General features: G+C 64.3%; 21 protein-coding genes, 1 rRNA gene and 1 pseudogene. 15 read left to right on the forward strand and 8 right to left on the reverse strand.

The features are described 5' to 3' along the window. Positions 1-64 precede the first annotated feature (64 nt). The gene (gene gluQRS, locus AC0Z2B_RS31225; protein ID WP_476301912.1) at positions 65-955 is read right to left on the reverse strand and encodes a tRNA glutamyl-Q(34) synthetase GluQRS; all 891 of its coding nucleotides are present in this window, start codon (positions 953-955) and stop codon (positions 65-67) included. Positions 956-1,032: 77 nt separating this feature from the next. Beyond that, a complete protein-coding gene (dksA, locus tag AC0Z2B_RS31230; protein ID WP_416422423.1) occupies positions 1,033-1,479 on the reverse strand; it encodes an RNA polymerase-binding protein DksA in 447 nt (148 codons plus the stop codon). 232 nt (positions 1,480-1,711) lie between these two features. Here dksA and AC0Z2B_RS31235 point away from each other — a divergent pair, with 232 nt between their 5' ends. Beyond that, on the forward strand, positions 1,712-2,884 hold the full coding sequence (locus AC0Z2B_RS31235) for a pyridoxal phosphate-dependent aminotransferase (protein ID WP_416422424.1): 1,173 nt from the start codon (positions 1,712-1,714) through the stop codon (positions 2,882-2,884). After that, complete coding sequence (gene sfsA / locus AC0Z2B_RS31240) at positions 2,884-3,591, forward strand: DNA/RNA nuclease SfsA (protein WP_476301914.1); 708 nt, start codon at positions 2,884-2,886, stop codon at positions 3,589-3,591. Before AC0Z2B_RS31235 ends, sfsA begins: the two co-directional genes overlap by 1 nt. Before the next feature lie 128 nt (positions 3,592-3,719). Here the strand turns inward: sfsA and AC0Z2B_RS31245 are convergent, their stop codons facing one another. Continuing rightward, on the reverse strand, positions 3,720-4,037 hold the full coding sequence (locus tag AC0Z2B_RS31245; RefSeq protein WP_473005348.1) for a Rieske 2Fe-2S domain-containing protein: 318 nt from the start codon (positions 4,035-4,037) through the stop codon (positions 3,720-3,722). 159 nt (positions 4,038-4,196) lie between these two features. Between AC0Z2B_RS31245 and AC0Z2B_RS31250 the strand changes: the two genes are divergently transcribed. From AC0Z2B_RS31250 to AC0Z2B_RS31260, 3 genes are read left to right on the forward strand one after another with little or no spacing between them, the layout of a single operon-like run. After that, positions 4,197-5,081 (forward strand): heme/hemin ABC transporter substrate-binding protein, encoded by an 885-nt coding sequence (locus AC0Z2B_RS31250; RefSeq protein ID WP_476301916.1) that lies wholly within the window; start codon positions 4,197-4,199, stop codon positions 5,079-5,081. 50 nt (positions 5,082-5,131) lie between these two features. Then, entirely contained in the window at positions 5,132-6,115 is a 984-nt protein-coding gene (locus tag AC0Z2B_RS31255; protein WP_476301926.1) for a FecCD family ABC transporter permease, read from the forward strand. Next, the gene (locus AC0Z2B_RS31260) at positions 6,115-6,882 is read left to right on the forward strand and encodes a heme ABC transporter ATP-binding protein (RefSeq protein WP_476301918.1); all 768 of its coding nucleotides are present in this window, start codon (positions 6,115-6,117) and stop codon (positions 6,880-6,882) included. The genes AC0Z2B_RS31255 and AC0Z2B_RS31260 overlap by 1 nt, the downstream gene beginning before the upstream one ends. 188 nt (positions 6,883-7,070) lie before the next feature. Here AC0Z2B_RS31260 and AC0Z2B_RS31265 read toward each other — a convergent pair whose 3' ends face one another. From AC0Z2B_RS31265 to AC0Z2B_RS31280, 4 genes are all read right to left on the reverse strand, one after another. Beyond that, positions 7,071-7,862: a Crp/Fnr family transcriptional regulator gene (locus AC0Z2B_RS31265; RefSeq protein ID WP_416422429.1), complete on the reverse strand. Its 792-nt coding sequence runs from the start codon at positions 7,860-7,862 to the stop codon at positions 7,071-7,073. Between the two features lie 41 nt (positions 7,863-7,903). Continuing rightward, positions 7,904-8,176, reverse strand: a complete 273-nt coding sequence (locus AC0Z2B_RS31270) for a TfoX/Sxy family protein (protein ID WP_416422430.1) — start codon at positions 8,174-8,176, stop codon at positions 7,904-7,906. 163 nt (positions 8,177-8,339) lie between these two features. Continuing rightward, complete coding sequence (locus tag AC0Z2B_RS31275) at positions 8,340-8,681, reverse strand: pentapeptide repeat-containing protein (RefSeq protein WP_416422431.1); 342 nt, start codon at positions 8,679-8,681, stop codon at positions 8,340-8,342. A gap of 191 nt (positions 8,682-8,872) precedes the next feature. Then, positions 8,873-10,429: a bifunctional aminoglycoside phosphotransferase/ATP-binding protein gene (locus tag AC0Z2B_RS31280; protein WP_476301920.1), complete on the reverse strand. Its 1,557-nt coding sequence runs from the start codon at positions 10,427-10,429 to the stop codon at positions 8,873-8,875. 140 nt (positions 10,430-10,569) lie between these two features. On the opposite strand from AC0Z2B_RS31280, the gene mrcB reads away from it, so the two are divergent. Genes mrcB through AC0Z2B_RS31295 form a run of 3 tightly spaced genes read left to right on the forward strand, consistent with a single transcriptional unit; the run spans position 10,570 to position 13,997 of the window. Beyond that, on the forward strand, positions 10,570-12,888 hold the full coding sequence (gene mrcB, locus AC0Z2B_RS31285; RefSeq protein WP_416422433.1) for a penicillin-binding protein 1B: 2,319 nt from the start codon (positions 10,570-10,572) through the stop codon (positions 12,886-12,888). A gap of 30 nt (positions 12,889-12,918) precedes the next feature. Next, the gene (locus AC0Z2B_RS31290) at positions 12,919-13,665 is read left to right on the forward strand and encodes a tetratricopeptide repeat protein (RefSeq protein ID WP_416422434.1); all 747 of its coding nucleotides are present in this window, start codon (positions 12,919-12,921) and stop codon (positions 13,663-13,665) included. Positions 13,666-13,667: 2 nt separating this feature from the next. After that, the gene (locus AC0Z2B_RS31295; protein WP_416422435.1) at positions 13,668-13,997 is read left to right on the forward strand and encodes a YqcC family protein; all 330 of its coding nucleotides are present in this window, start codon (positions 13,668-13,670) and stop codon (positions 13,995-13,997) included. A gap of 68 nt (positions 13,998-14,065) precedes the next feature. Here the strand turns inward: AC0Z2B_RS31295 and AC0Z2B_RS31300 are convergent. After that, a pseudogene (locus tag AC0Z2B_RS31300) lies at positions 14,066-14,497 on the reverse strand (DUF4124 domain-containing protein); the annotation flags it as partial. A 401-nt stretch (positions 14,498-14,898) separates the two neighbouring features. Here AC0Z2B_RS31300 and AC0Z2B_RS31305 point away from each other — a divergent pair. The 7 genes from AC0Z2B_RS31305 to AC0Z2B_RS31335 all read left to right on the forward strand — a co-directional run. Next, positions 14,899-16,623: an acetolactate synthase 3 large subunit gene (locus AC0Z2B_RS31305; RefSeq protein ID WP_473005352.1), complete on the forward strand. Its 1,725-nt coding sequence runs from the start codon at positions 14,899-14,901 to the stop codon at positions 16,621-16,623. A 2-nt stretch (positions 16,624-16,625) separates the two neighbouring features. Beyond that, on the forward strand, positions 16,626-17,117 hold the full coding sequence (gene ilvN, locus AC0Z2B_RS31310) for an acetolactate synthase small subunit (RefSeq protein ID WP_416422438.1): 492 nt from the start codon (positions 16,626-16,628) through the stop codon (positions 17,115-17,117). Positions 17,118-17,202: 85 nt separating this feature from the next. Continuing rightward, a complete protein-coding gene (gene ilvC / locus AC0Z2B_RS31315; protein ID WP_416422439.1) occupies positions 17,203-18,219 on the forward strand; it encodes a ketol-acid reductoisomerase in 1,017 nt (338 codons plus the stop codon). Between the two features lie 146 nt (positions 18,220-18,365). Continuing rightward, a complete protein-coding gene (gene pssA, locus AC0Z2B_RS31320; RefSeq protein ID WP_416422440.1) occupies positions 18,366-19,220 on the forward strand; it encodes a CDP-diacylglycerol--serine O-phosphatidyltransferase in 855 nt (284 codons plus the stop codon). A gap of 50 nt (positions 19,221-19,270) precedes the next feature. Continuing rightward, the gene (gene msrP / locus AC0Z2B_RS31325; RefSeq protein ID WP_476301922.1) at positions 19,271-20,284 is read left to right on the forward strand and encodes a protein-methionine-sulfoxide reductase catalytic subunit MsrP; all 1,014 of its coding nucleotides are present in this window, start codon (positions 19,271-19,273) and stop codon (positions 20,282-20,284) included. Next, positions 20,284-20,880 (forward strand): protein-methionine-sulfoxide reductase heme-binding subunit MsrQ, encoded by a 597-nt coding sequence (msrQ, locus tag AC0Z2B_RS31330; protein ID WP_476301924.1) that lies wholly within the window; start codon positions 20,284-20,286, stop codon positions 20,878-20,880. The genes msrP and msrQ overlap by 1 nt, the downstream gene beginning before the upstream one ends. A gap of 673 nt (positions 20,881-21,553) precedes the next feature. Further along, a 16S ribosomal RNA gene (locus AC0Z2B_RS31335) occupies positions 21,554-21,769 on the forward strand; the annotation flags it as partial.

A 21,769-nucleotide genomic window follows, 5' to 3' on the forward strand; every position in this document is an offset into this window, starting at 1 on the left:
CAACGACGAAACCGCGTTGCCGCCGGACGCAGCCTTCGGCAGCTGCTACGGGGGTTCTGGCGCCTCAGGCCGGCAACTGCGCCTCGGGCAGGCTCAAGGCGCGCGGGATAAGCTCGGCGTTCCAGTGGGCGATGCCCCACGCCAGCACCTCGCCAGGCATGGCACCACGCAGCTCCAGCGGCACCGGCTGCCCCAGCGCCCGCAGCGCGCGCACCAGCAGCGGCGCGGCCTGGTCGGCTTCCAGCGGCGGCGAGCGGTAGCTCTTGCCCAGCTTGTGGCCATCGGGCTGGGTAATCAGTGGCACGTGCAGGTACTTGGGCTGGGGCAGCCCCAGCAGTTCCTGCAGGTACAGGTGGCGCGGGGTGGAGTCCAGGAGGTCGGCGCCGCGCACGATGTGCGTCACCCCCTGCCAGGCGTCGTCCAGCACCACGGCCAGTTGGTAGGCGTACAGGCCATCGCGGCGGCGAATCACGAAGTCGCCGCTGTCGCGCCCCAGGTGCTGCTCGAAGCGGCCCTGCACGCGGTCGACGAAGGCGTAGTTGAGCTCCGGCACGCGGATGCGGATGGCGGCATCTTCCTGGCCGTGGCCCAGGTTGCGGCACAGCCCGGGGTAAATGCCGTGGTAGGGCTCCAGCTGCTTGCGCGAGCAGGTGCAGGCATACGCCAGGCCCTGCTGGAACAGGCGGTCGATGACCTGTGCATAGGCGTCATGGCGCAGGCTCTGGTACACCACCTCGCCATCCCATTCGAAACCGTAGTTCTCCAGGGCCTTGAGGATGGCAGCCTGGGCGCCGGGCATCTCCCGTGGCGGGTCCAGGTCTTCCATGCGCAGCAGCCAGCGGCCACCCACGGCACGGGCGTCAAGGTAGGAAGCAAGGGCGGCCACCAGCGAGCCGAAATGCAGGAAACCACTGGGCGTTGGCGCGAAGCGGCCAATGTAGGCAGGCGTGTTCATGGGGAACAGGGTACTGGAAATTTCGGAGAAGGGGCGGGGCAGGTCCGGGGCGCGTGGCGCGCCCCGGCTTCAACAGGTCATTTGCCGACCTGTTTTTCCTTGATCTCTGCCAGGGTCTTGCAGTCGACGCACAGGTCGGCGGTAGGGCGGGCTTCCAGGCGGCGGACGCCAATCTCGACGCCGCAGGATTCGCACCAGCCGTATTCTTCGTCGGTGATCAGCTGCAGGGTCTTGTCGATTTTCTTGATCAGCTTGCGCTCGCGGTCGCGGGCACGCAGCTCGAGGGCGAATTCCTCTTCCTGGCTGGCACGGTCAGCAGGGTCGGGGAAGTTGGCTGCTTCGTCCTTCATGTGGTCCACGGTCTTGTCGACGCCGACCATCAGCTCCATCTTCCATTTTTGCAGGATGCTGGTGAAGTGCGCGCGCATGGGCTTGCCCATGTACTCCTCACCGGGAGCTACTACGTAAGGCTCAAAGCCCGATTCCAGTGTTTGGGTAGATGCTTGCTTTTCATTGGTGGACATTGGTTGACCGCCTCTCGCTCTTCTAATCCATTGCGCAGGATGCTCCATCTCCGACACCCGCCGGCCCTGCGACTGCAAGCCGGCGAACTTAGCAGATCAATCCAGACGGCGCCACTCCCGGTTGTCGAGCCTGTCGCAGATGGCGTCAAAGCATATGGACCGGCCGTTTCGCGACGCGTTCGGCTGCCGTGTCCGGTAGAATCGTTATTTTACACCCTTTTAAGGAAGGTCAATGGCCCAGCCCTACAGTGCGCGCAGCCGCGCCATAGAACCCTTTCACGTGATGGCGCTGCTGGCGCGGGCCAACGAACTGCAGGCCGCCGGCCATGACGTCATCCACCTGGAAATCGGCGAACCGGACTTCACCACTGCCGAACCGATCATCCAGGCCGGCCAGGCGGCCTTGGCCAACGGCCAGACCCGCTACACCGCGGCCCGTGGCCTGCCGGCGCTGCGCGAGGCCATCGCCGGCTTCTACGACCAGCGCTATGGCGTGAACATCGACCCGCAGCGCATCCTCATCACCCCCGGCGGCTCCGGCGCGCTGCTGCTGGCCAGCAGCCTGCTGGTGGACCCGGGCAAGCATTGGCTGCTGGCCGACCCTGGCTACCCGTGCAACCGGCATTTCCTGCGCCTGGTGGAAGGCGCGGCGCAGCTGGTGCCGGTGGGCCCCGAGGTGCGCTACCAGCTCACCGCCGACCTGGTGGCGCGCCACTGGGACAAGGACAGCGTCGGCGCCCTGGTGGCGTCGCCCGCCAACCCTACCGGCACGCTGCTGAGCCGCGACGAGCTGGCGCAGCTGGCCCAGGCCATCAAGGCGCGCAACGGCCACCTGGTGGTGGACGAGATCTACCACGGCCTCACCTACGGCACCGACGCCGCCAGCGTGCTGGAAGTGGACGACGACGCCTTTGTCCTTAATAGTTTTTCCAAATATTTCGGCATGACCGGCTGGCGCCTGGGTTGGCTGGTGGCGCCGCCTGAAGCGGTGCCGGAACTGGAGAAGCTGGCGCAGAACCTCTACATCAGCGCCCCCAGCATGGCCCAGCACGCCGCGCTGGCCTGCTTCCAGCCGCAGACCCTGGCCATTCTGGAAGAGCGCCGGGCCGAATTCGGCCGCCGCCGCGACTTCCTGCTGCCGGCCCTGCGCGAACTGGGCTTCGGCATTGCCGTGGAGCCGGAAGGGGCGTTCTACCTGTACGCCGATATCAGCCGGTTCGGCGGTGATGCCTTCGCGTTCTGCCAGCATTTCCTTGAAACCGAGCACGTGGCGTTCACCCCCGGGCTGGACTTCGGCCGTCACCAGGCCAGCCACCACGTGCGCTTCGCCTACACCCAGAGCCTGCCGCGCCTGCAGCAGGCCGTGGAGCGCATCGCGCGTGGCCTGCGGAGCTGGCAAGGCTGATGGAATTCAATCCTCCCCTGGAAGAAGGTCGCCTGCTGCGCCGCTACAAGCGTTTCCTTGCCGACATCCGCACCCTGGACGGCGAAGAGCTGACCATTCACTGCCCCAACACCGGCTCGATGTTCAACTGCATGGTCGAGGGCGGGCAGGTGTGGTTCAGCCGCTCCAACGACCCCAAGCGCAAGCTGCCGGGCACCTGGGAAATCAGCGAGACGCCCCAGGGCCGCCTGGCCTGCGTGAACACCGCGCGTGCCAACCGGCTGGTGGAAGAGGCGTTGCTGGCCGGGGTGATCACCGAGCTGAACGGGTTTACTGCGCTGAAACGCGAAGTGGCCTACGGCGAGGAGGGCAGCCGCGTGGATTTCTGCCTGCAGTACCCGCAAGGCCCGGCCTACGTGGAAGTAAAAAGCGTGACCCTGGGCCACGACGGCACCACGGTGGCGGCCTTCCCGGACGCCGTGACCCAGCGCGGCGCCAAGCACCTGCGCGAGCTGGCGACGCTGGCGCGCAACGGCGTGCGCGCTGTGCAGTTGTATTGCGTGAACCTGACCGGCATCGACGCCGTGCGCCCGGCTGGCGAGATTGACGCCGGCTATGCCGAGGCGTTGAAGGCTGCAGTGGCGGATGGCGTGGAGGTGCTGGCGTATGGGGTGCACCTGGATAGCGAGCGTGTGTATGTGAACCGCCGCTTGAGCGTCCACATTTGACCCGCGCCGCCGACTCGTAGCCGCTGCCGAAGGCTGCGCTGGCCCCAGATTACACTGGAGATTTACAGTGGAGGGGAGGGCCAGCGCAGCCTGCGGCAGCGGCTACGCAGATCGTCGCGGGGCCGGAGTCAGAGGTCTACCCAGATGCCTTTGTCGTCTTCGCGGCAATCGAAGTTCTCCAACTCCTTGCCCTCGCACGGGCCCGCCACGCACTCGCCCGAATCCATCAGGAACAACGCGCCATGGCTGGCGCAGCGGATCATGGTGGCGCTGTCGTCCAGGAACACGTCGGTTTCCCACTGCAGCGCGGTGCCCCGGTGCGGGCAGCGGTTGCGGTAGGCGTACACCCGGCCTTCGCGGCGCACGATGAAAAGCTTGATGCCTTCACACTCGAAACCACGACTTTGTGCTTCGCTCAAAGCGGTGCTTTCACACAGCCACTGCATGCTGACCTCTTTTGTTTTACTTGATGATACAAGGGGCGACTTGACGCCTAAATGCAAATAATTATCAAATGAATTGATAGGTTGCCGTTTGGGCGGGCATTCAACGAGAAAACGCCGGGCGCTGCAACCACTGCCCATCATTGAATAGAGGAACACCCGATGCGCCTGAGCGCCAAGGTCGTTGGCTTTACCGCCGCCATGCTGTGTCACCCCTGGGCCATGGCCGCCGAAGCGCTGCCGCAGCACTGGGTCAGCGCCGGTGGCGCGCTGACCGAGTGGGTGGTGGCCATGGGCGGCGAGAGCAAGCTGGTCGGGGTGGACACCACCAGCCAACACCCCGAGAGCGTCAAGGCGTTGAAAAGCATCGGCTACCAGCGCGCGCTGTCGGCCGAGGGCATTCTCAGCCTGACCCCGCGCCCGGACATCCTCATCGGCACCGAGGAAATGGGGCCGCCGCCGGTGCTGCAACAGATTCGCCAGGCCGGCCTGAGCGTGGAGATGTTCGACAGCAAGCCTGAGCTGCCGACCCTGCAGGCCAACCTGCTGCACCTGGGCCGGCTGCTGGGCGACGAGGCCCACGCCGGCAAGCTGTTCGACGACTACCGCCAGCAGCTGCAGGACCACCAGGCCTGGGTGAAAGCCGCCGAAGCCGGCCAGCCTGCGCCCGGGGTGATTCTGCTGCTGGGCCACATGGGCGCCAAGCCGCTGGTGGGTGGCCCTGGCACCGTGGCTGACTGGCTGATCAGCCAGGCCGGTGGGCGCAACCTGGCCACGCAGCCGGGCTACAAGAATTTCTCCACCGAAGTGCTGGCCGCACTCGACCCGCAGGTGATCGTGTTCGCCGACCGCAGCCTGAGCGGTGACGCCGCCATCGCCGCCATGCTCAAGGACAACCCGGCGCTGGCCAACACCCGCGCGGTGAAGGACAAGCGCATCGTGGTGCTGGACCCGACCCTGCTGGTGGGCGGCCTGGGGCCGCGCCTGCCGGCGAGCCTGAACGGCTTGTCGCAGGCGTTCTTCCCTGACGCCAAGCCTGCCCGATGAGACCATTGCTGGCGCCGCGCACGCTGTTCGTCACCCTGGGGCTGTTGTGCCTGCTGGCGTGCTGGCTGTCCCTGGCCCTGGGCCCGGTGAGCCTGCCGCTGCTCGACACGTTGAAGGCCGGCCTGCGCCTGGCCGGGTTGCCGGTGAACGGCCAGGGCCTGGAGCAGGCCGAGATGATCGTCGGCCAGATCCGCCTGCCGCGCACCCTGCTGGGCCTGGCCGTGGGTGCGGTGCTGGCGCTGTCGGGCGTGGCCATGCAGGGGCTGTTTCGCAACCCGCTGGCCGACCCGGGCCTGGTGGGCGTCTCCAGCGGCGCCGCGCTGGGCGCAGCCATCGCCATTGTCGGCGGCAGCTGGTTCGGCGGCCTGCCGCCCATGCTGGAGCCCTACCTGCTGTCGATCTGCGCCTTCCTTGGCGGCCTGGGTGTGACCGCGCTGGTGTACCGCCTGGGGCGCAAGGACGGCCAGACCAGCGTGGCGGTGATGCTGCTGGCGGGCGTGGCGCTGACGGCGCTGGCCAGCTCGGCAGTGGGGCTGTTCACCTACCTGGCCGATGACAGCACCCTGCGCACCCTGACGTTCTGGAACCTGGGCAGCCTCAATGGCGCCAGCTACCAGCGGTTGTGGCCGCTGGTGGTGATCGCCGCCGGCGTGTCGTTGTGGCTGCCACGCCGGGCACGGGCGCTGAACGCGTTGCTGCTGGGCGAGTCCGAGGCGCGGCACCTGGGCATCGAGGTGGAACGCCTCAAGCGTGAACTGGTGTTCTGCACCGCGCTGGGCGTGGGCGCGGCCGTGGCGGCGGCAGGGCTGATCGGCTTCATCGGCCTGGTGGTGCCGCATCTGGTGCGCCAGGTGGCCGGCCCTGATCATCGGGTGCTGCTGCCGGCGTCGCTGCTGGCGGGCGCCAGCCTGCTGCTGTTCGCCGATCTGATCGCGCGCATGGCCCTGGCCCCGGCCGAGCTGCCCATCGGCATTGTCACGGCGTTCCTCGGCGCGCCGTTTTTCCTTTATCTGCTGGTGCGGGGGCGTCCCTGATGTTACGTGTGGCCAACCTGCAAGTTCGACGCGGCCAGCAGGCGGTGATCGACGACATCAGCCTGCAACTGCAGCCCGGCGAGGTGCTGGGCGTGCTGGGCCCCAATGGCGCCGGCAAGAGCACCTTGCTGGGCGCCCTGTGCGGCGAACTGGCACCCAGCCAGGGTGACGTATGGCTGGACGGGCGCTTGCTGGCCGATTGGCATGGCCCCGAACGGGCCCGGCGCCTGGCGGTGCTGCCGCAAGTCTCGACCCTGGGCTTCGCCTTCCGCGTGGAGGAGGTGGTGGGCATGGGCCGGCTGCCCCACGACAGCGGCCTGGCCCGCGACAGCGAGATCATCGCCGCCGCCCTGCACGCCGCCGATGCCGAGCACTTGCGCGGGCGCAGCTATCTGGCGCTGTCCGGCGGCGAGCGCCAGCGCGTGCACCTGGCGCGGGTGCTGGCGCAGCTGTGGCCGGGCGAGCCGGGCACCACGCTGCTGTTGGATGAGCCCACCTCGGCGCTCGACCCGCTACACCAGCACACCACCCTGCAGGCGGTGCGCGCATTTGCCGACCGCGGCGCGGCAGTGTTGGTGATTCTCCATGACCTGAACCTGGCGGCGCGGTACTGCGACCGCATTCTGTTGCTGCAACAGGGGCGGGCCCATGCGCTGGGCACCCCACGGCAGGTGTTGCAGCCTGGGGCGCTGAAGGCGGTGTTCGGGTTGGAGGTGTTGGTGCAGGAGCACCCGGAGCGGGGGCATCCGTTGATTATCGCGCGTTGAGGTGGGGCGCAAATTTCAGGCAAAAAAAGACCCGGCAAAAAGCCGGGTCAAATAACCGTGATTAGCCTGATGAGGAGATAATCTGAGAGTCCGAACCAAGGTCTTTCAAATCATCACTGGCCTCGCGACCAGATGTGATAATCATAACAATTCTCATTTAGAAGTCAACAGGCCCTGCGAACAATTTTTCACGGGCTGTCGATCAGCCGCGTCACCTGCCGGTTCAAGGCCTCGATGCGCCGCGCCATGCTTTCGATCAGGCTGTGGGCGATGCGCGGGTTGGTCTGGGTGAGGTTGAGGAACTGGTCCTTGGGAATGATCATCAGCGTGCTGGGCACGGCGGCGATCACCGTGGCGCTGCGTTTCTCGTGGGTAAAGATGGCCATGGCGCCGAAGATCTCGTCCTTGGGCACGTCGCCCACCTTGTGGCCGTCCACATAGGCCTCGGCGTGGCCGTCGATGATCACGAAGACGTGGTCGGCCTCGTCGCCCTGGTTAATCAGCACCTCGCCGGCGGGCACGTGCTTGAAGCCATTGCTGGCGCGGTACTCGGGTTGCTTGAGGCGGGTGATGGCGTCGCACAGCAGGGTGGTCTGGCCGGTCAGGTACTCGATCAGCAGTTCCTGGGTCTCGGGCGTGGCGTTGATGTGCGCCAGCACTTCGCTGCGCAGGTAGGGCACCAGGCGCAGGGTGCCTTCGGTGCTGTACTCATAGGCCAGGTCGTCGCGGTTCTGGTACAGGCCCAGCAGGTCACCGTCCTGCAGGTAGAACAGCGGGCGCTGGTTGATGCGCGCTTGCAGCAGGCCGCTGTCGATCAGGTACAACTGGCTGTCGTCCATCAAGGGGGCCAGGTCGGCTCCGGGTTCCAGCTCCAGCGCCGGGCCTTGCGGGGCCACCCCCAGCAGCAGCCGCGCGGCGATGCCTTGCAGGCGGTTTACCCACGCATCGGCGTATGCCGGCTGCTCTCCAAATAGATACATGCGCGCTTTCCTTGACTGGCGAGCCTGACGCGCGGCCGCGGTCAGTTCTTGCGACGAGACGATAGCGCGTCGAGTTCCTGATTCAAAGCCTCTTTGCGTTCGGCGGGGAGGTCGTTCCAGTGCACGTCCAGCAGTGCGCCCTCGATGGCGTACAGCAGCACTTTCGAGGCGCGGAAGCCGCGGGTCTTGACCGCCCGGTATGCGTCCACCGCCCCCAGGCGACGCAGGTCCGAGGCGCTGTGGATGCCTACGGCGTGCAGCCACTGCGCCGAGGTCTTGCCCAGGTTTTTCAGATGTTGAAGTTCATCGTTCATCAAGCCTCCTTGCGACGGCTGAACTTGATCGAGGCGCATTTGCTGGCCGCTCTGCCAAGGGAGTGTAGCGGCACTTTGGAAATGCGCTCAGGCGCCGCTTTTCCGCGGATATCAGCGGCTTGCAAGCGCAGGGGCAGGGGCGCTTCCTGCGCCGGATGGGCGGTCAGCGGGTGCGGTAACGCAGGCGAGTGCCGAAATTCACCGACATCAGGATCTCGTCGGCCGACAGCTCCGCCGGGAAGTAGGCCCCGGAGATTTGCGCGTGGGCCAGGCTGGCGCCTTCCATGCAGGTGTCGCGCAGGTCCAGGCCGCGCAGGTCGGCGGTGCGGAAGTAGGCGTCGGTGAAGTCGATGTCGTGGGTGTCGAGCTCGCGCAGGTCGAGGCCGCGGAAGTCGCCGCCACGGAAGTCCACCCGGTCGGCGGGGCGCTGTTCATTGAAACCACGAACGTTTTCGTGGTGCACGAGGGCATAGAGGTGCGAGTCGAGCTGCTTGGGCTGGCCCATGGCGTCTTCCTGTTGGAATTATTGACGCCATTATAATGCCACTATTCTTGCGCCGTGAGTGTCGACTGCTTCACGGCTGGAGAAAATAAAGCCTGGCAACACGCCCCCGTAGCAGCGGCCGCAGGCCGCGTCCCATGCGCCGCGGGACGCAGCCTTCGGCAGCTGCTACGGGGGCGTGCGTTTCGCTGGGTTTACAGGCCCGGCAAACGCTGGCGAATCTGCTCGACCAGCTTGTCCAGGCTGTCGCCCTCGTTGGTTTCCACGCGCTTGCTCAGCACCAGTTCCTCGGCGGTCAGCGGCTCGCGGCTGGCCTGCTGGGCGTGCAGCACCTGCAGGGTGGCGTCCGACGGGTCGTTCTGCTCGGCCTGGCGCTGGGCCAGCCACGCTTCGATCACCGGCATCGGGGCGTTGCAGTCGAGGATCAGGAACGGCACGCCGGTGGTCTCGGCGACCTGGGCCGCCAGCTGGCGCTGGGCCTGCTTGAGGTAGGTGGCGTCGATCACGGCCGGGAAGCCGGCGCGCAGGATGCTGTCGGCCAGGCCGTGCAGGCGCTGGTAGGTGGCCACGCTGGCGTCTTCACTATAGATGCCGCTCTGCAGTTGGTTGTCGCCCTGCTGCTCGCCGAACAGGCGCTTGCGCTCCACGTCCGAACGCAGGCGGATGGCGCCCAGCGCTTCGACCATGCGCATGGCCACGTGGCTCTTGCCCACGGCGGAGACGCCACTGGTGATGGCCAGGAAGCGCGACGGGATGGCGCTGTAGCTTTCCGCCAGGTTGGCGTACTTGCGGTACTGCTTGAAGGTGGTGGCGCGTTGCACCGCGTCCGATTCCGGGGTTAGGCCGAACAGCGCGACCTTGGCGCGCACCAGGGCGCGGTAGGCCTTGTAGAAGTTCAGCAGTTCCAGGCCACGGTAGTCGCCGGTCAGCTCCAGGTACTGGCTGATGAAGCGACGGGCCAGGCACTTCAGGCCACGGTCTTCCAGGTCCATGGCCAGGAAGCCGATGTCGGCGTAGACGTCGGTGAAGCGGAACGGTTCGTTGAACTCGATGCAGTCGAAGATCACCACCTTGCCGTCGATCAGGGTGGCGTTGCCCAGGTGGATGTCACCGTGGCATTCGCGGATGAAGCCTTCGGCCTTGCGTTCCAGCAGCAGCGGCTGCAGGCGCGCGAAGCTGGCCTGGGCCCAGGCTTGCAGGGCGTCCAGTTGCTGCAGGTCGGCGGCGTCCTTCAGGAACGGGCGGATCTGCTCGAAGTTCTGCTCCACCGGGGCCATCACTGCGGCAGGGGTGCCGGCCTCGTGCGCGGCAGGCACCACCGGCGCGGCCTGGTGGAATTCGGCGATCTGGCTGGCCATGGAGTCGATGTGCGCGGTGGTCAGCTCGCCGTTGGCCTGCAGGGTGCTGAGTAGGTCGCTTTGCGGGAACTGGCGCATCTGCAGGGCGTACTCGATGGCCGGGCCTTCGCCGCCCAGCACCGGGGCTTCGGCGCTGCCGGTGATTGGCAGCACCTGCAGGTACAGGCCGTCGGTCAGGCGCTGGTTCAGGCGCAGCTCTTCCTGGCAGAAGTGCTCGCGCGAGGCCAGGGTGGAGAAGTCGAGGAAACCGAAGTTCATCGGCTTCTTGACCTTGTAGACGTAGGGACCGGTCAGCACCACCCAGGAGATGTGCGTCTCGATGACCTGGAAGGCCTCGACCGGATGGGGGTAAAGGGCCGGGTTCTGCAGGGCGGCGATAAGGGCTTGGCTCACGGGCGGTCCTTCAACTGTCAAAGAATTCGAGGCGGGCATTATGGCCGGTGCCGGGGGCTGTGCAAACCTTTCATGGACGCTGGTCGTCGTTCACCGGGGACGCCTGCCCAGCCGGGATAAAGTGCGTATAATCCGCCGCCATGACTCGATCCCGATCCCCCCGCACCCCTAAAAAACCTGTCAAGCGCGGCCTTCCGGCCTGGCTCGGCTGGACCCTGAAGCTGGGCCTGGTAGGCCTGGTCATCCTGATAGGCTTTGCTGTCTACCTGGATGCCATCGTGCAGGAGAAATTCTCCGGCAAGCGCTGGACCATCCCGGCCAAGGTCTACGCCCGGCCGCTGGAGCTGTTCGTCGGGCAGAAACTGGCCGAGGCCGACTTCCTTACCGAGCTCGACGCCCTGGGCTACCGTCGCACCACCGTGCTGGACGGGCCGGGCACCGCCGTGGTCAAGGGCACCACGGTGAACCTCAACACCCGTGGCTTCCAGTTCTATGAAGGCCTGGAGAAGGCCCAGCCGGTGCAGGTGCGCTTCAACGGCGACTACGTGGCCGAGCTGAGCAGCAGCACCAACCCCAAGCTGCCGGTGGTACGCCTTGAACCGCTGCTGATCGGCGGCCTGTACCCCAAGAACCTCGAAGACCGCATCCTGATCAAGCTCGACCAGGTGCCGCCGTACCTGCTCGACACCCTGGTGACCGTGGAAGACCGCGACTTCTATCACCACTTCGGTGTGTCGCCCAAGTCCATCGCCCGCGCCATCTGGGTCAACACCTCCGCCGGGCAGATGCGCCAGGGCGGCAGTACCCTGACCCAGCAGCTGGTGAAGAACTTCTACCTCACCAACGAGCGCAGCCTGAGCCGCAAGCTCACCGAAGCGATGATGGCGGTGCTGCTGGAGATCCACTACAGCAAGCAGGAGATCCTCGAGGCGTACCTCAACGAGGTGTTCATCGGCCAGGACGGCCAGCGTGCGGTGCACGGCTTCGGCCTGGCCAGCCAGTTCTTCTTCAGCCAGCCGCTGTCGGAGCTCAAGCTGCACCAGGTGGCGTTGCTGGTGGGCATGGTCAAGGGGCCGTCCTACTACAACCCGCGCCGTTACCCGGACCGCGCCCTGGAGCGCCGCAACCTGGTGCTGGACCTGCTGGCCCAGCAGGGCGTGGCGACCCAGGCGCAGGTGGACGCGGCGAAGAAGATGCCGCTGGGCGTGAGCAAGCAGGGCAGCCTGGCGGACAGCTCGTTCCCCGGCTTCCTGGACCTGGTCAAGCGCCAGTTGCGTGAAGACTACCGCGACGAAGACTTGACCGAGGAAGGCCTGCGCATCTTCACCAGCTTCGACCCGATCCTGCAGCAGAAGGCCGAGGCCTCGGTGACCGACACCTTCAAGCGCCTGGGCAACCGCAAGGGCGTGGATGACGTCGAAGCCGCCATGGTCGTTACCAACCCCGAGAGCGGCGAAGTGCAGGCCCTGGTGGGCAGTCGCGCGCCAGGTTTCGCCGGTTTCAACCGCGCGCTGGACGCGGTGCGGCCGATCGGCTCGCTGGTCAAGCCGTCCATCTACCTGACCGCCCTGGAGAAGCCCAGCCAGTACACCCTCACCAGTTGGGTGAAGGATGAGCCGTTCGAGGTCAAGGGCGCCGACGGGCAGATCTGGCGGCCGAAGAACTACGAAGGCAACTCCAACGGCACCATCTTCCTGTACCAGGGCCTGGCGCATTCGTTGAACCTGTCCACGGCGCGCCTGGGCCTGGACCTGGGCGTGCCCAACGTGTTCAAGACCATTTCGCGCCTGGGCGTGGACGTGGACTGGCCGACCTACCCGTCGATGCTGCTGGGCGCCGGTGGCATGTCGCCGATCCAGGTGGCCACCATGTACCAGACCATTGCCAACGGTGGCTTCAACACGCCCATGCGCGGCATTCGCAGCGTGCTGACGTCTGACGGCCAGCCGCTCAAGCGTTACCCGTTCCAGGTGCAGCAGCGCTTCGACCCGGGCTCCATCTACCTGATCCAGAACGCCATGCAGCGCGTGATGCGCGAAGGTACCGGCCGTTCGGTGTACAACGTGCTGCCAAGTTCGCTGAACCTGGCGGGCAAGACCGGCACCAGCAACGACTCGCGTGACAGCTGGTTCGCCGGCTTCAGCCAGGACGTGCTGGCGGTGGTGTGGATCGGCCGCGACGACAACGGCAAGACCCCGTTCACCGGTGCCACCGGCGCCCTGCAGGTGTGGACCAGCTTCATGAAGAAGGCTGACCCGCTGCCGCTGGACACGCCGATGCCGGACAACGTGGTACAGGCCTGGATCGACCCGCACACCGGCCAGGGCTCCGACGCCAACTGCCCGGGCGCGGTGCAGATGCCGTATATTCGTGGTAGCGAACCCGCTGCAGGCCCTGCCTGTGGCAGCCAGGCCCCGGCCGATTCCGTGATGGATTGGGTCAAGGGCTGGTTGAACTAAATTGACGTTGCCAGGCAAAGAGGAATCGAAGTGAACAAGTGGTGGTTTCCTGCTGTAACGGCACTGGCGCTGCTCAACGGTTGCGCCAGCGTGCCCCAAGGGTCGATTCCGGTGGTGGACTCCGGCACTGCCGTGTCCAATAGCGAGCGCGTGTCGGCCAACCGTGGCTACGCCGCGGTGCAGCGCCAGGCGCCGCAGGCGGTGTCGGAGGATTCCGGCGTGGTGGTGATGCCCCAGGGCAGCTCCGCGCCCATGACCTTCGCCGCGCCGCAAAGCGCGCCGATCAGCACCGGGCCGATCACCCCGGGCGCCTACACGCCGCCGCCAGCCGCGGCGCAGCAGCCGTATAACAGCGCGCCGGTCACCAGCAACTACAGCATGCCGTCGACCAGTAACGCGCCTACCGGTATCCCCAGCAACACCCGCAGCAGTGGCGGCCTGTCCGCTGACGAGCAGCTTGATGGCCCGGTGCTGGCGCTGCTGACCACCGCCCAGCAGCAACAGGGCGGCGGCGACCTCAACGGCGCCTCGTCGAGCCTGGAGCGTGCCCAGCGCATTGCCCCGCGCGAGCCGCAGGTGCTGTACCGCCTGGCCCAGGTGCGCCTGTCCCAGGGTGACGCGCCCCAGGCCGAGCAGCTGGCCCGCCGTGCCCTGACCTACGCCAACGGCCGCCCCGACCTGCAGGCCAGCCTGTGGAACACCATTGCCCAGGCTCGCGAGAAGCAGGGTGACAGCGCCGGCGCCGCCCAGGCCCGCCAGAAAGCTTCCGGAGGTTGATGATGGACGCACGTTTTCCGCAGATCGCCGACCATCTGCTGCTGATCGAACGCGAACTGCGGGTGCAGGGCTGGTGGAGCGAGGCAGAACCTAGCGCCGAGCAGCTGGCCAGCCAGGAGCCGTTCAGCGTCGATACGCTGGACTTTTCCCAGTGGCTGCAGTGGATCTTCCTGCCGCGCATGAAGCAGATCCTCGAGCACGACCTGCCGCTGCCCAACGCCTCGGGTATCCTGGCCATGGCCGAGATGGTCTACGCCGACCAGGCCGAAAAAAGCCGCGGCATCCGCGTGCTGCTGCACCAGTTCGACGAACTGATCACCCAGCACAGCTGAAACCCGTAGCAGCGGCCGCAGGCCGCGGCAGGGCCGGCGACGCGGCCGGCGGCCGCGGCGACGGGGTATTGGGAGTTTTCCTCGATCTGCTTCTGCGTCAGCGCAATCTTCGCCTGGCGCTCTTCCTCCGTCAGCTTGCGCAACTCGCCGCCCATCTCCTGGCGCACCCGCGGGTTGTTCTGCAGCTGCGCCAAATTGTTGCGGCTGGTGTCGCAAAACTTCGCTATCTGCTCTTCCTGGTCCACCACCTGCTGCTGCACCTGCTGGTTGATGGTGCGCTGGGCGGCCTTGCCCTGGGCGGCATCCGGCGCTTTTACCGGGGCAGGCGGCGGCGCCACCACCGGCTTGGCGGTGTCCACCTCGGTGCTGTTCTGGCCCGCGGGCGGCTGGGCGTCGAAGTGGGTGACGCCCTGGCTGTCGACCCATTTGTAGATCTGCGCGGCGTGGCCGAACGGGCTTGCCAACAGCAGCGCAATTGCAGGGATGAGGATCGCTCGCATGCTAATTCCTTGACCATTAACGCAATCATGAAACTACCTGAGACGCTTCTGAGCAAATGTTTTCTGCATCTGGTGAAAAAATTGGCACGCATTAAATTGCAACAGATAGCTTGACTTGCGCCTCGCGAATCACAACAATCGGAAGTCCGCTGTAGAGGGACTGCCAGAAGCAGACCTTCCCAGCAGATCATGAGGCGCACACCCGCGCCGACCCGCAACACCCGCAACGCGTTACCTCGCGCTGGGTGGGAAACCCCCGCAACACTTTGGGGAAGTCCCAATACTTGCTCAGTCAGTGCTGACGTACGTCGGCGACCACCGTCGCTCATGCTCTGCTGGCAGTAAACCTATTAAGACCCGTTCCCATGGAGCGGTATTCTGGCGTTTTAGAGGTGAACAACGTGGAGCTTTTATCTGGCGCTGAGATGGTCGTCCGCTTTTTGCGTGACGAAGGCGTTAAGCACATCTACGGGTACCCTGGTGGTGCTCTCCTGCATGTATACGATGCCCTGTTCAAAGAACCGGAAGTGGAACACATCCTGGTTCGTCACGAGCAGGCCGCGACCCATATGGCTGACGGCTACGCCCGTGCCACCGGCAAGGCCGGCGTGGTACTGGTGACCTCCGGCCCGGGCGCGACCAATGCCATCACCGGTATCGCCACTGCCTACATGGACTCGATCCCCATGGTGGTGCTGTCCGGCCAGGTTGCTTCCACCCTGGTGGGTACCGACGCGTTCCAGGAAACCGACATGATCGGTATTTCCCGGCCTATCGTGAAGCACAGCTTCATGATCAAGCACGCGTCCGAAATCCCCGAAGTCATGAAAAAAGCCTTCTACCTGGCGCAGTCCGGTCGCCCGGGGCCTGTCGTTGTCGACATCCCGAAAGACATGACCAACCCGGCGGAAAAGTTCGAATACGTCTACCCGAAAAAGGCCAAGCTGCGTTCCTACAGCCCGGCCGTCCGTGGCCACTCCGGCCAGATCCGCAAGGCCGTGGAAATGCTCCTGGCCGCCAAGCGTCCGGTGATGTACGCCGGCGGTGGCGTGATCCTGGGCGGTGGCTCGGCGCAACTGACCGAGCTGGCGCAGCTGCTGAACCTGCCGGTGACCAACACCCTGATGGGCCTTGGCGCCTACCCGGGCATGGACCGTCAGTTCGTCGGCATGCTGGGCATGCACGGCAGCTACACCGCCAACCTGGCCATGCACCACGCCGACGTGATCCTGGCCGTGGGCGCGCGTTTCGATGACCGTGTGATCAACGGCGCGAGCAAGTTCTGCCCGAACGCCAAGATCATCCACATCGACATCGACCCGGCGTCCATCTCCAAGACCATCAAGGCCGACGTGCCAATCGTTGGTCCAGTGGACAGCGTGCTGACCGAGATGGTCGCCACCCTGAAGGAAATCGGCGAAACCCCGAACAAGGAATCGGTGGCCAGCTGGTGGAAGCAGGTTGACGAGTGGCGCGGCGACAAAGGCCTGTTCCCCTACAACAAGGGCGACGGCAGCCTGATCAAGCCACAGACCGTGATCGAGACCCTGTGCGAAGTGACCGGCGGCGACGCCTACGTCAGCTCGGACGTGGGCCAGCACCAGATGTTCGCGGCGCAGTACTACAAGTTCAACAAGCCCAACCGCTGGATCAACTCCGGTGGCCTGGGCACCATGGGCTTCGGCCTGCCTGCCGCCATGGGCGTGCAGATGAGCTTCCCCGATGCGCACGTGGCCTGCGTGACCGGTGAAGGCAGCATCCAGATGAACATCCAGGAGCTGTCCACCTGCCTGCAGTACGACCTGCCGGTGAAGATCATCCTGCTGAACAACGGCGTGCTGGGCATGGTTCGCCAGTGGCAGGACATGAGCTACGGTGGCCGTCACTCGCACTCGTACGTGGAATCGCTGCCTGATTTCGTCAAGCTGGTCGAGGCCTACGGCCACGTCGGCATGCGCATCACCGATCTGAAAGATCTGAAGCCGATGATGGAAAAAGCCTTCGCCATGAAGGACCGCCTGGTGTTCCTGGACATCCAGGTCGACGTCACCGAGCACGTCTACCCGATGCAGATCAAAGACGGTTCGATGCGCGATATGTGGCTGAGCAAGACGGAGCGTACCTAATCATGCGGCACATTATTTCCCTGCTGTTGGAAAACGAACCGGGTGCGCTGTCGCGTGTGGTCGGGCTGTTCTCGCAACGCAACTACAACATCGAAAGCCTGACCGTGGCGCCCACCGAAGACCCGACCCTGTCGCGCCTGACGTTGACCACTGTCGGCCACGATGAAGTGATCGAGCAGATCACCAAGAACCTCAACAAACTGATCGAAGTGGTCAAGCTGGTCGACCTGTCGGAAAGCGCGCACATCGAACGTGAGTTGATGCTGGTCAAGGTCAAGGCTACCGGCGCCCAGCGCGCCGAGATCAAGCGCACCACGGACATCTTCCGCGGGCAGATCGTTGATGTAACCAGCAGTGTCTACACCGTACAACTGGCCGGGACCAGCGATAAGCTCGACAGCTTCATCCAGGCCATCGGCACCGCCTCGATCCTGGAGACCGTGCGTAGCGGCGTCACCGGCATCGCACGTGGCGATAAAGTGCTGAGCATCTGAACAAGGCAGTAAAGGTGGCGGGACAACCCGCCACCCTCAACCAAATTAGCGTATGGCCACCGGCCAAGATAACAGGGGTAATTTCATGAAAGTTTTCTACGACAAAGACTGCGACCTGTCCATCATCCAGGGCAAGAAAGTTGCCATCATCGGTTACGGCTCCCAGGGCCACGCTCAAGCGTGCAACCTGAAAGACTCCGGTGTTGACGTCACTGTCGGTCTGCGCAAAGGCTCGGCCACTGTTGCCAAGGCTGAAGCCCACGGTCTGAAAGTTGCCGACGTGGCTACCGCCGTCGCCGCTGCCGACCTGGTCATGATCCTGACCCCGGACGAATTCCAGGGCGCCCTGTACAAGAACGAAATCGAGCCGAACATCAAGCAAGGCGCTACCCTGGCCTTCTCCCACGGCTTCTCGATCCACTACAACCAGGTCGTGCCACGCGCTGACCTGGACGTGATCATGATCGCGCCAAAGGCCCCGGGCCACACCGTACGTTCCGAGTTCGTCAAGGGCGGCGGTATCCCTGACCTGATCGCTATCTACCAGGACGCTTCGGGCAACGCCAAGAACGTCGCCCTGTCGTACGCTTCGGGCGTCGGCGGCGGCCGCACCGGCATCATCGAAACCACCTTCAAGGACGAGACCGAAACCGACCTGTTCGGCGAACAAGCCGTACTGTGCGGTGGTACCGTCGAGCTGGTGAAAGCCGGTTTCGAAACCCTGGTTGAAGCTGGCTACGCGCCAGAAATGGCCTACTTCGAGTGCCTGCACGAACTGAAGCTGATCGTTGACCTCATGTACGAAGGCGGTATCGCCAACATGAACTACTCGATCTCCAACAACGCCGAATACGGCGAGTACGTGACCGGCCCTGAAGTCATCAACGCCGAATCCCGCCAGGCCATGCGCAACGCCCTGAAGCGCATCCAGGACGGCGAATACGCCAAGATGTTCATCAGCGAAGGCGCTACCAACTATCCTTCGATGACCGCCAAGCGTCGCAACAACGCCGCCCACGGCATCGAAGTCATCGGCGAGCAACTGCGCTCGATGATGCCTTGGATCTCGGCGAACAAAATCGTCGACAAAACCAAGAACTGATACAAGTTCGTGGCGATGAAAACGCGGCTTCGGCCGCGTTTTTTCGTTATGGTGGTCAGGTTCTGGTATAAAGCTGCAACGTTTGCGGTCGAACCCTGGTCGCAGACGTCTGTCGAAACTTTCCACACCGTTGCAAGGTACTGTCCATGAGCGAACGTCCCGAAGAGCCGCACACGGCCTCTGACGCCGAAAGCCTGCTGCCGATCGATGAACATGTCGAAGAAGGGCATGACGCAGAAGGGCGTAAAGTCCGGCACCGCGGCATCTATCTGCTGCCCAACCTGTTTACCACGGCGAACCTGTTTGCCGGGTTCTACTCGATCATCAATTCCATCAGCGCGCAAAGTGCACTGAGCGCCGGCAATTCTGCCGATGCCGCGAAGTACTTCTCCTTTGCCGCCATTGCCATCTTCGTCGCCATGGTCCTCGATGGCCTGGACGGCCGCGTGGCACGCATGACCAACACCCAGAGCGCGTTCGGCGCCGAGTACGACTCGCTGTCGGACATGGTTGCCTTCGGCCTGGCGCCGGCGTTGCTGGCCTTCGGCTGGGCGCTGGGCGACATGGGCAAGGTCGGCTGGATGGTCGCCTTCATCTATGTGGCCGGTGCCGCACTGCGCCTGGCGCGCTTCAACACCCAGGTCGGCAAGGCTGACAAACGCTACTTCATCGGCCTGGCCAGCCCGGCTGCAGCCGGCGTGGTGGCCGGTACCGTGTGGGCGTTCAGCGACTACGGCATCCAGGGCTCCAAGCTGTCGTTCCTGGTGGCGCTGCTGGTAGCGGCCGCAGGCATGCTGATGGTCAGCAACATCAAGTACAACAGCTTCAAGGAACTGGACCTCAAGGGCCGCGTGCCGTTCGTGGCCATCCTGGCCGTGGTGCTGGTGTTCGCCGTGGTGTTCAGCGACCCGCCGCGCATCCTGCTGCTGATCTTCCTCTGCTACGCAGCGTCCGGCCCGATTCAATATCTGTTACGCAAGAGTCGGCACAAGCCGGCCTGATCGCGGCATACTCCGTAGCCTGTCGCTAACGACCAGGTTACGGAGTCGCCATGCTGATCAAGTTCCCCAAAGCCTCGGACTGCCAAGAGTCCGAGGTCACGCCTGCCTCGATCTACTTCTCCCGTCGCGCCCTGCTGGGCGGTTCCATGGCTGCATTGGCGGCTGCGGGCTTGCCGCGCCTGGCCGCTGCTGCCGAGCCCTCGCGTTACGCCGGCGCCGATGCCGGTGGTGCACCTGCCTGGTTCAAGGACAAGATCGCCGCCACCCAGTGGCAGGCCATGACCGTGGCGGGGGAGGCCATCACGCCGTTCAAGGACGCCAGCAGCTACAACAACTACTACGAGTTCGGCGCCGACAAGGGCGACCCGGCGGCCAATGCCGGCGGCATGAAGACCGAGCCGTGGACGATTGTCGTCGATGGCGAGGTGGGCAAGCCGGGGCGCTACGCCCTGGAAGACTTCATCAAGCCGTACCAACTGCAGGAGCGCATCTACCGCATGCGCTGCGTGGAGGCCTGGTCCATGGTCATTCCCTGGCTGGGTTTCCCGCTGGCCGACCTGCTCAAGCAAGTGCAGCCCACCTCCAAGGCTAAATACATCCGATTCGAGACCCTGCAAGACCCCAAGGTCATGCCCGGCATGCGCTCGGACTTTGCCCTGATCCAGTGGCCTTATATAGAAGGGCTGCGGCTGGACGAGGCGATGAACCCGCTGACCCTGCTGGCGGTCGGCATGTACGGCCAGCAACTGCCCAACCAGAACGGCGCGCCGCTGCGCCTGGTGGTGCCGTGGAAGTACGGCTTCAAGGGGGTGAAGTCCATCGTGCGCATCAGCCTGGTGGAAGAGCAGCCGCAAACCACCTGGCAGAACATCGCGCCGGATGAGTACGGCTTCTTCGCCAACGTAAACCCCACGGTCGACCACCCACGCTGGACCCAGGCGCGCGAGCGTCGCCTGCCCAGCGGGCTGTTCAGCCCGAACGTGCGCGATACCCTGATGTTCAATGGCTATGGGGAGGAGGTGGCTTCTCTTTATAGTGGTATGGATCTGCGGAAGAACTATTGATGCGTTATCTGTGGTGGCGGTTGAGTGTGTTTCTGCTGGCTGGCGTGTGGCCGTTCTGGTGGGTGTACCAGGCATGGATCTTTGCCCTGGGCCCGGACCCGGGCAAGGTGCTGGTGGATCGCCTGGGGTTGGGTACCCTGGTGCTGTTGATGGTGACCCTGGCCATGACCCCGCTGCAGAAACTGACGGGGTGGCCGGGCTGGATCAGCGTGCGGCGGCAGCTGGGGTTGTGGTGCTTCGCCTACGTGGTAATGCACCTGGCAGCCTACCTGTTCTTCGTGCTGGGCCTGGACTGGGGCCAACTTGGCGTGGAGCTGCGCAAGCGGCCGTACATCATCGTCGGCGCCTTGGGGTTCATTTGCCTGCTGCTGATGGCTGTCACCTCCAACCGCTTCAGCCAGCGCCGCCTGGGCCGGCGTTGGAAGGTCCTGCACCGGCTGGCTTATATAGTGCTGGGTTTGGGGCTGCTGCATTTCCTGTGGGTGGTGCGCGCGGATCTGAAGGAGTGGGCGGTGTATGCGGTGGTGGGGGCGTTGTTGCTAACGCTACGGGTGCCCGCACTGGCCTCCCGCATCCCGCGCCTCAGCCGCCGCTGATCCCCCGCCAACGCCTCTCTATAGCGGGGCACGTTGCAACAAATGTAGCACCGGCCGTTAGGCCGGGTCGCGCCGCGCGGGCGGCGCTCGTTGTCATGAGGCATGAACCTCTCCAGACAGGCACCTGGTGGCCCTGATGCGGTCACCGGCAGGAATGCTTTTGATCTATATGGCATTTATGTGAAATTAACCCTTGACCCGCCCCCAAATCTCTCTATAATTCGCCCCACTTCCGGCGCAACCGAAACGGAAAACTCCTTGAGTATCAACGAGTTAACCGAAGTAAGCGATTCTGGAAGGTTTCGATCTTAACGTCGAAAGCGGTGAAAAAGGCAGTTGACAGCAGCGCAAGTTGCTGTAGAATTCGCCTCCCGCTAACGAGAGATCGAAGCGAGCCAAGTGGTTGGAGTTGTTAGAGATTCTCTGAAAAACTTCAAAATAAACGCTTGACAGGCTCTGAGGAAAGCGTAGAATGCGCGCCTCGGTTGAGACGAAAGAATCAACCAACCGCTCTTTAACAATTGAATCAAGCAATTCGTGTGGGTGCTTGTGACTCAGACTGATAGTCAAAAAGATTATCAGCATCATAAGTTACTCCGCGAGAAATCAAAGATGTAACCAACGATTGCTGAGCCAAGTTTATAAGGTTTTCTCAAAACCTAATTGCAGTATTGAACTGAAGAGTTTGATCATGGCTCAGATTGAACGCTGGCGGCAGGCCTAACACATGCAAGTCGAGCGGATGAAGAGAGCTTGCTCTCTGATTCAGCGGCGGACGGGTGAGTAATGCCTAGGAATCTGCCTGGTAGTGGGGGACAACGTTTCGAAAGGAACGCTAATACCGCATACGTCCTACGGGAGAAAGCAGGGGACCTTCGGGCCTTGCGCT

It is taken from the genome of Pseudomonas sp. GYB4201, assembly GCF_056312595.1.

What these genes read in the sequence shown, in the direction of transcription:
- gluQRS (WP_476301912.1), bottom strand. Translation starts at nt 955, where the DNA reads ATGAACACGCCTGCCTACATTGGCCGCTTCGCGCCAACGCCCAGTGGT.
- dksA (WP_416422423.1), bottom strand. Translation starts at nt 1,479, where the DNA reads ATGTCCACCAATGAAAAGCAAGCATCTACCCAAACACTGGAATCGGGC.
- AC0Z2B_RS31235 (WP_416422424.1), top strand. Translation starts at nt 1,712, where the DNA reads ATGGCCCAGCCCTACAGTGCGCGCAGCCGCGCCATAGAACCCTTTCAC.
- sfsA (WP_476301914.1), top strand. Translation starts at nt 2,884, where the DNA reads ATGGAATTCAATCCTCCCCTGGAAGAAGGTCGCCTGCTGCGCCGCTAC.
- AC0Z2B_RS31245 (WP_473005348.1), bottom strand. Translation starts at nt 4,037, where the DNA reads ATGCAGTGGCTGTGTGAAAGCACCGCTTTGAGCGAAGCACAAAGTCGT.
- AC0Z2B_RS31250 (WP_476301916.1), top strand. Translation starts at nt 4,197, where the DNA reads ATGCGCCTGAGCGCCAAGGTCGTTGGCTTTACCGCCGCCATGCTGTGT.
- AC0Z2B_RS31260 (WP_476301918.1), top strand. Translation starts at nt 6,115, where the DNA reads ATGTTACGTGTGGCCAACCTGCAAGTTCGACGCGGCCAGCAGGCGGTG.
- AC0Z2B_RS31265 (WP_416422429.1), bottom strand. Translation starts at nt 7,862, where the DNA reads ATGTATCTATTTGGAGAGCAGCCGGCATACGCCGATGCGTGGGTAAAC.
- AC0Z2B_RS31270 (WP_416422430.1), bottom strand. Translation starts at nt 8,176, where the DNA reads ATGAACGATGAACTTCAACATCTGAAAAACCTGGGCAAGACCTCGGCG.
- AC0Z2B_RS31275 (WP_416422431.1), bottom strand. Translation starts at nt 8,681, where the DNA reads ATGGGCCAGCCCAAGCAGCTCGACTCGCACCTCTATGCCCTCGTGCAC.
- mrcB (WP_416422433.1), top strand. Translation starts at nt 10,570, where the DNA reads ATGACTCGATCCCGATCCCCCCGCACCCCTAAAAAACCTGTCAAGCGC.
- AC0Z2B_RS31295 (WP_416422435.1), top strand. Translation starts at nt 13,668, where the DNA reads ATGGACGCACGTTTTCCGCAGATCGCCGACCATCTGCTGCTGATCGAA.
- ilvN (WP_416422438.1), top strand. Translation starts at nt 16,626, where the DNA reads ATGCGGCACATTATTTCCCTGCTGTTGGAAAACGAACCGGGTGCGCTG.
- ilvC (WP_416422439.1), top strand. Translation starts at nt 17,203, where the DNA reads ATGAAAGTTTTCTACGACAAAGACTGCGACCTGTCCATCATCCAGGGC.
- pssA (WP_416422440.1), top strand. Translation starts at nt 18,366, where the DNA reads ATGAGCGAACGTCCCGAAGAGCCGCACACGGCCTCTGACGCCGAAAGC.
- msrP (WP_476301922.1), top strand. Translation starts at nt 19,271, where the DNA reads ATGCTGATCAAGTTCCCCAAAGCCTCGGACTGCCAAGAGTCCGAGGTC.
- msrQ (WP_476301924.1), top strand. Translation starts at nt 20,284, where the DNA reads ATGCGTTATCTGTGGTGGCGGTTGAGTGTGTTTCTGCTGGCTGGCGTG.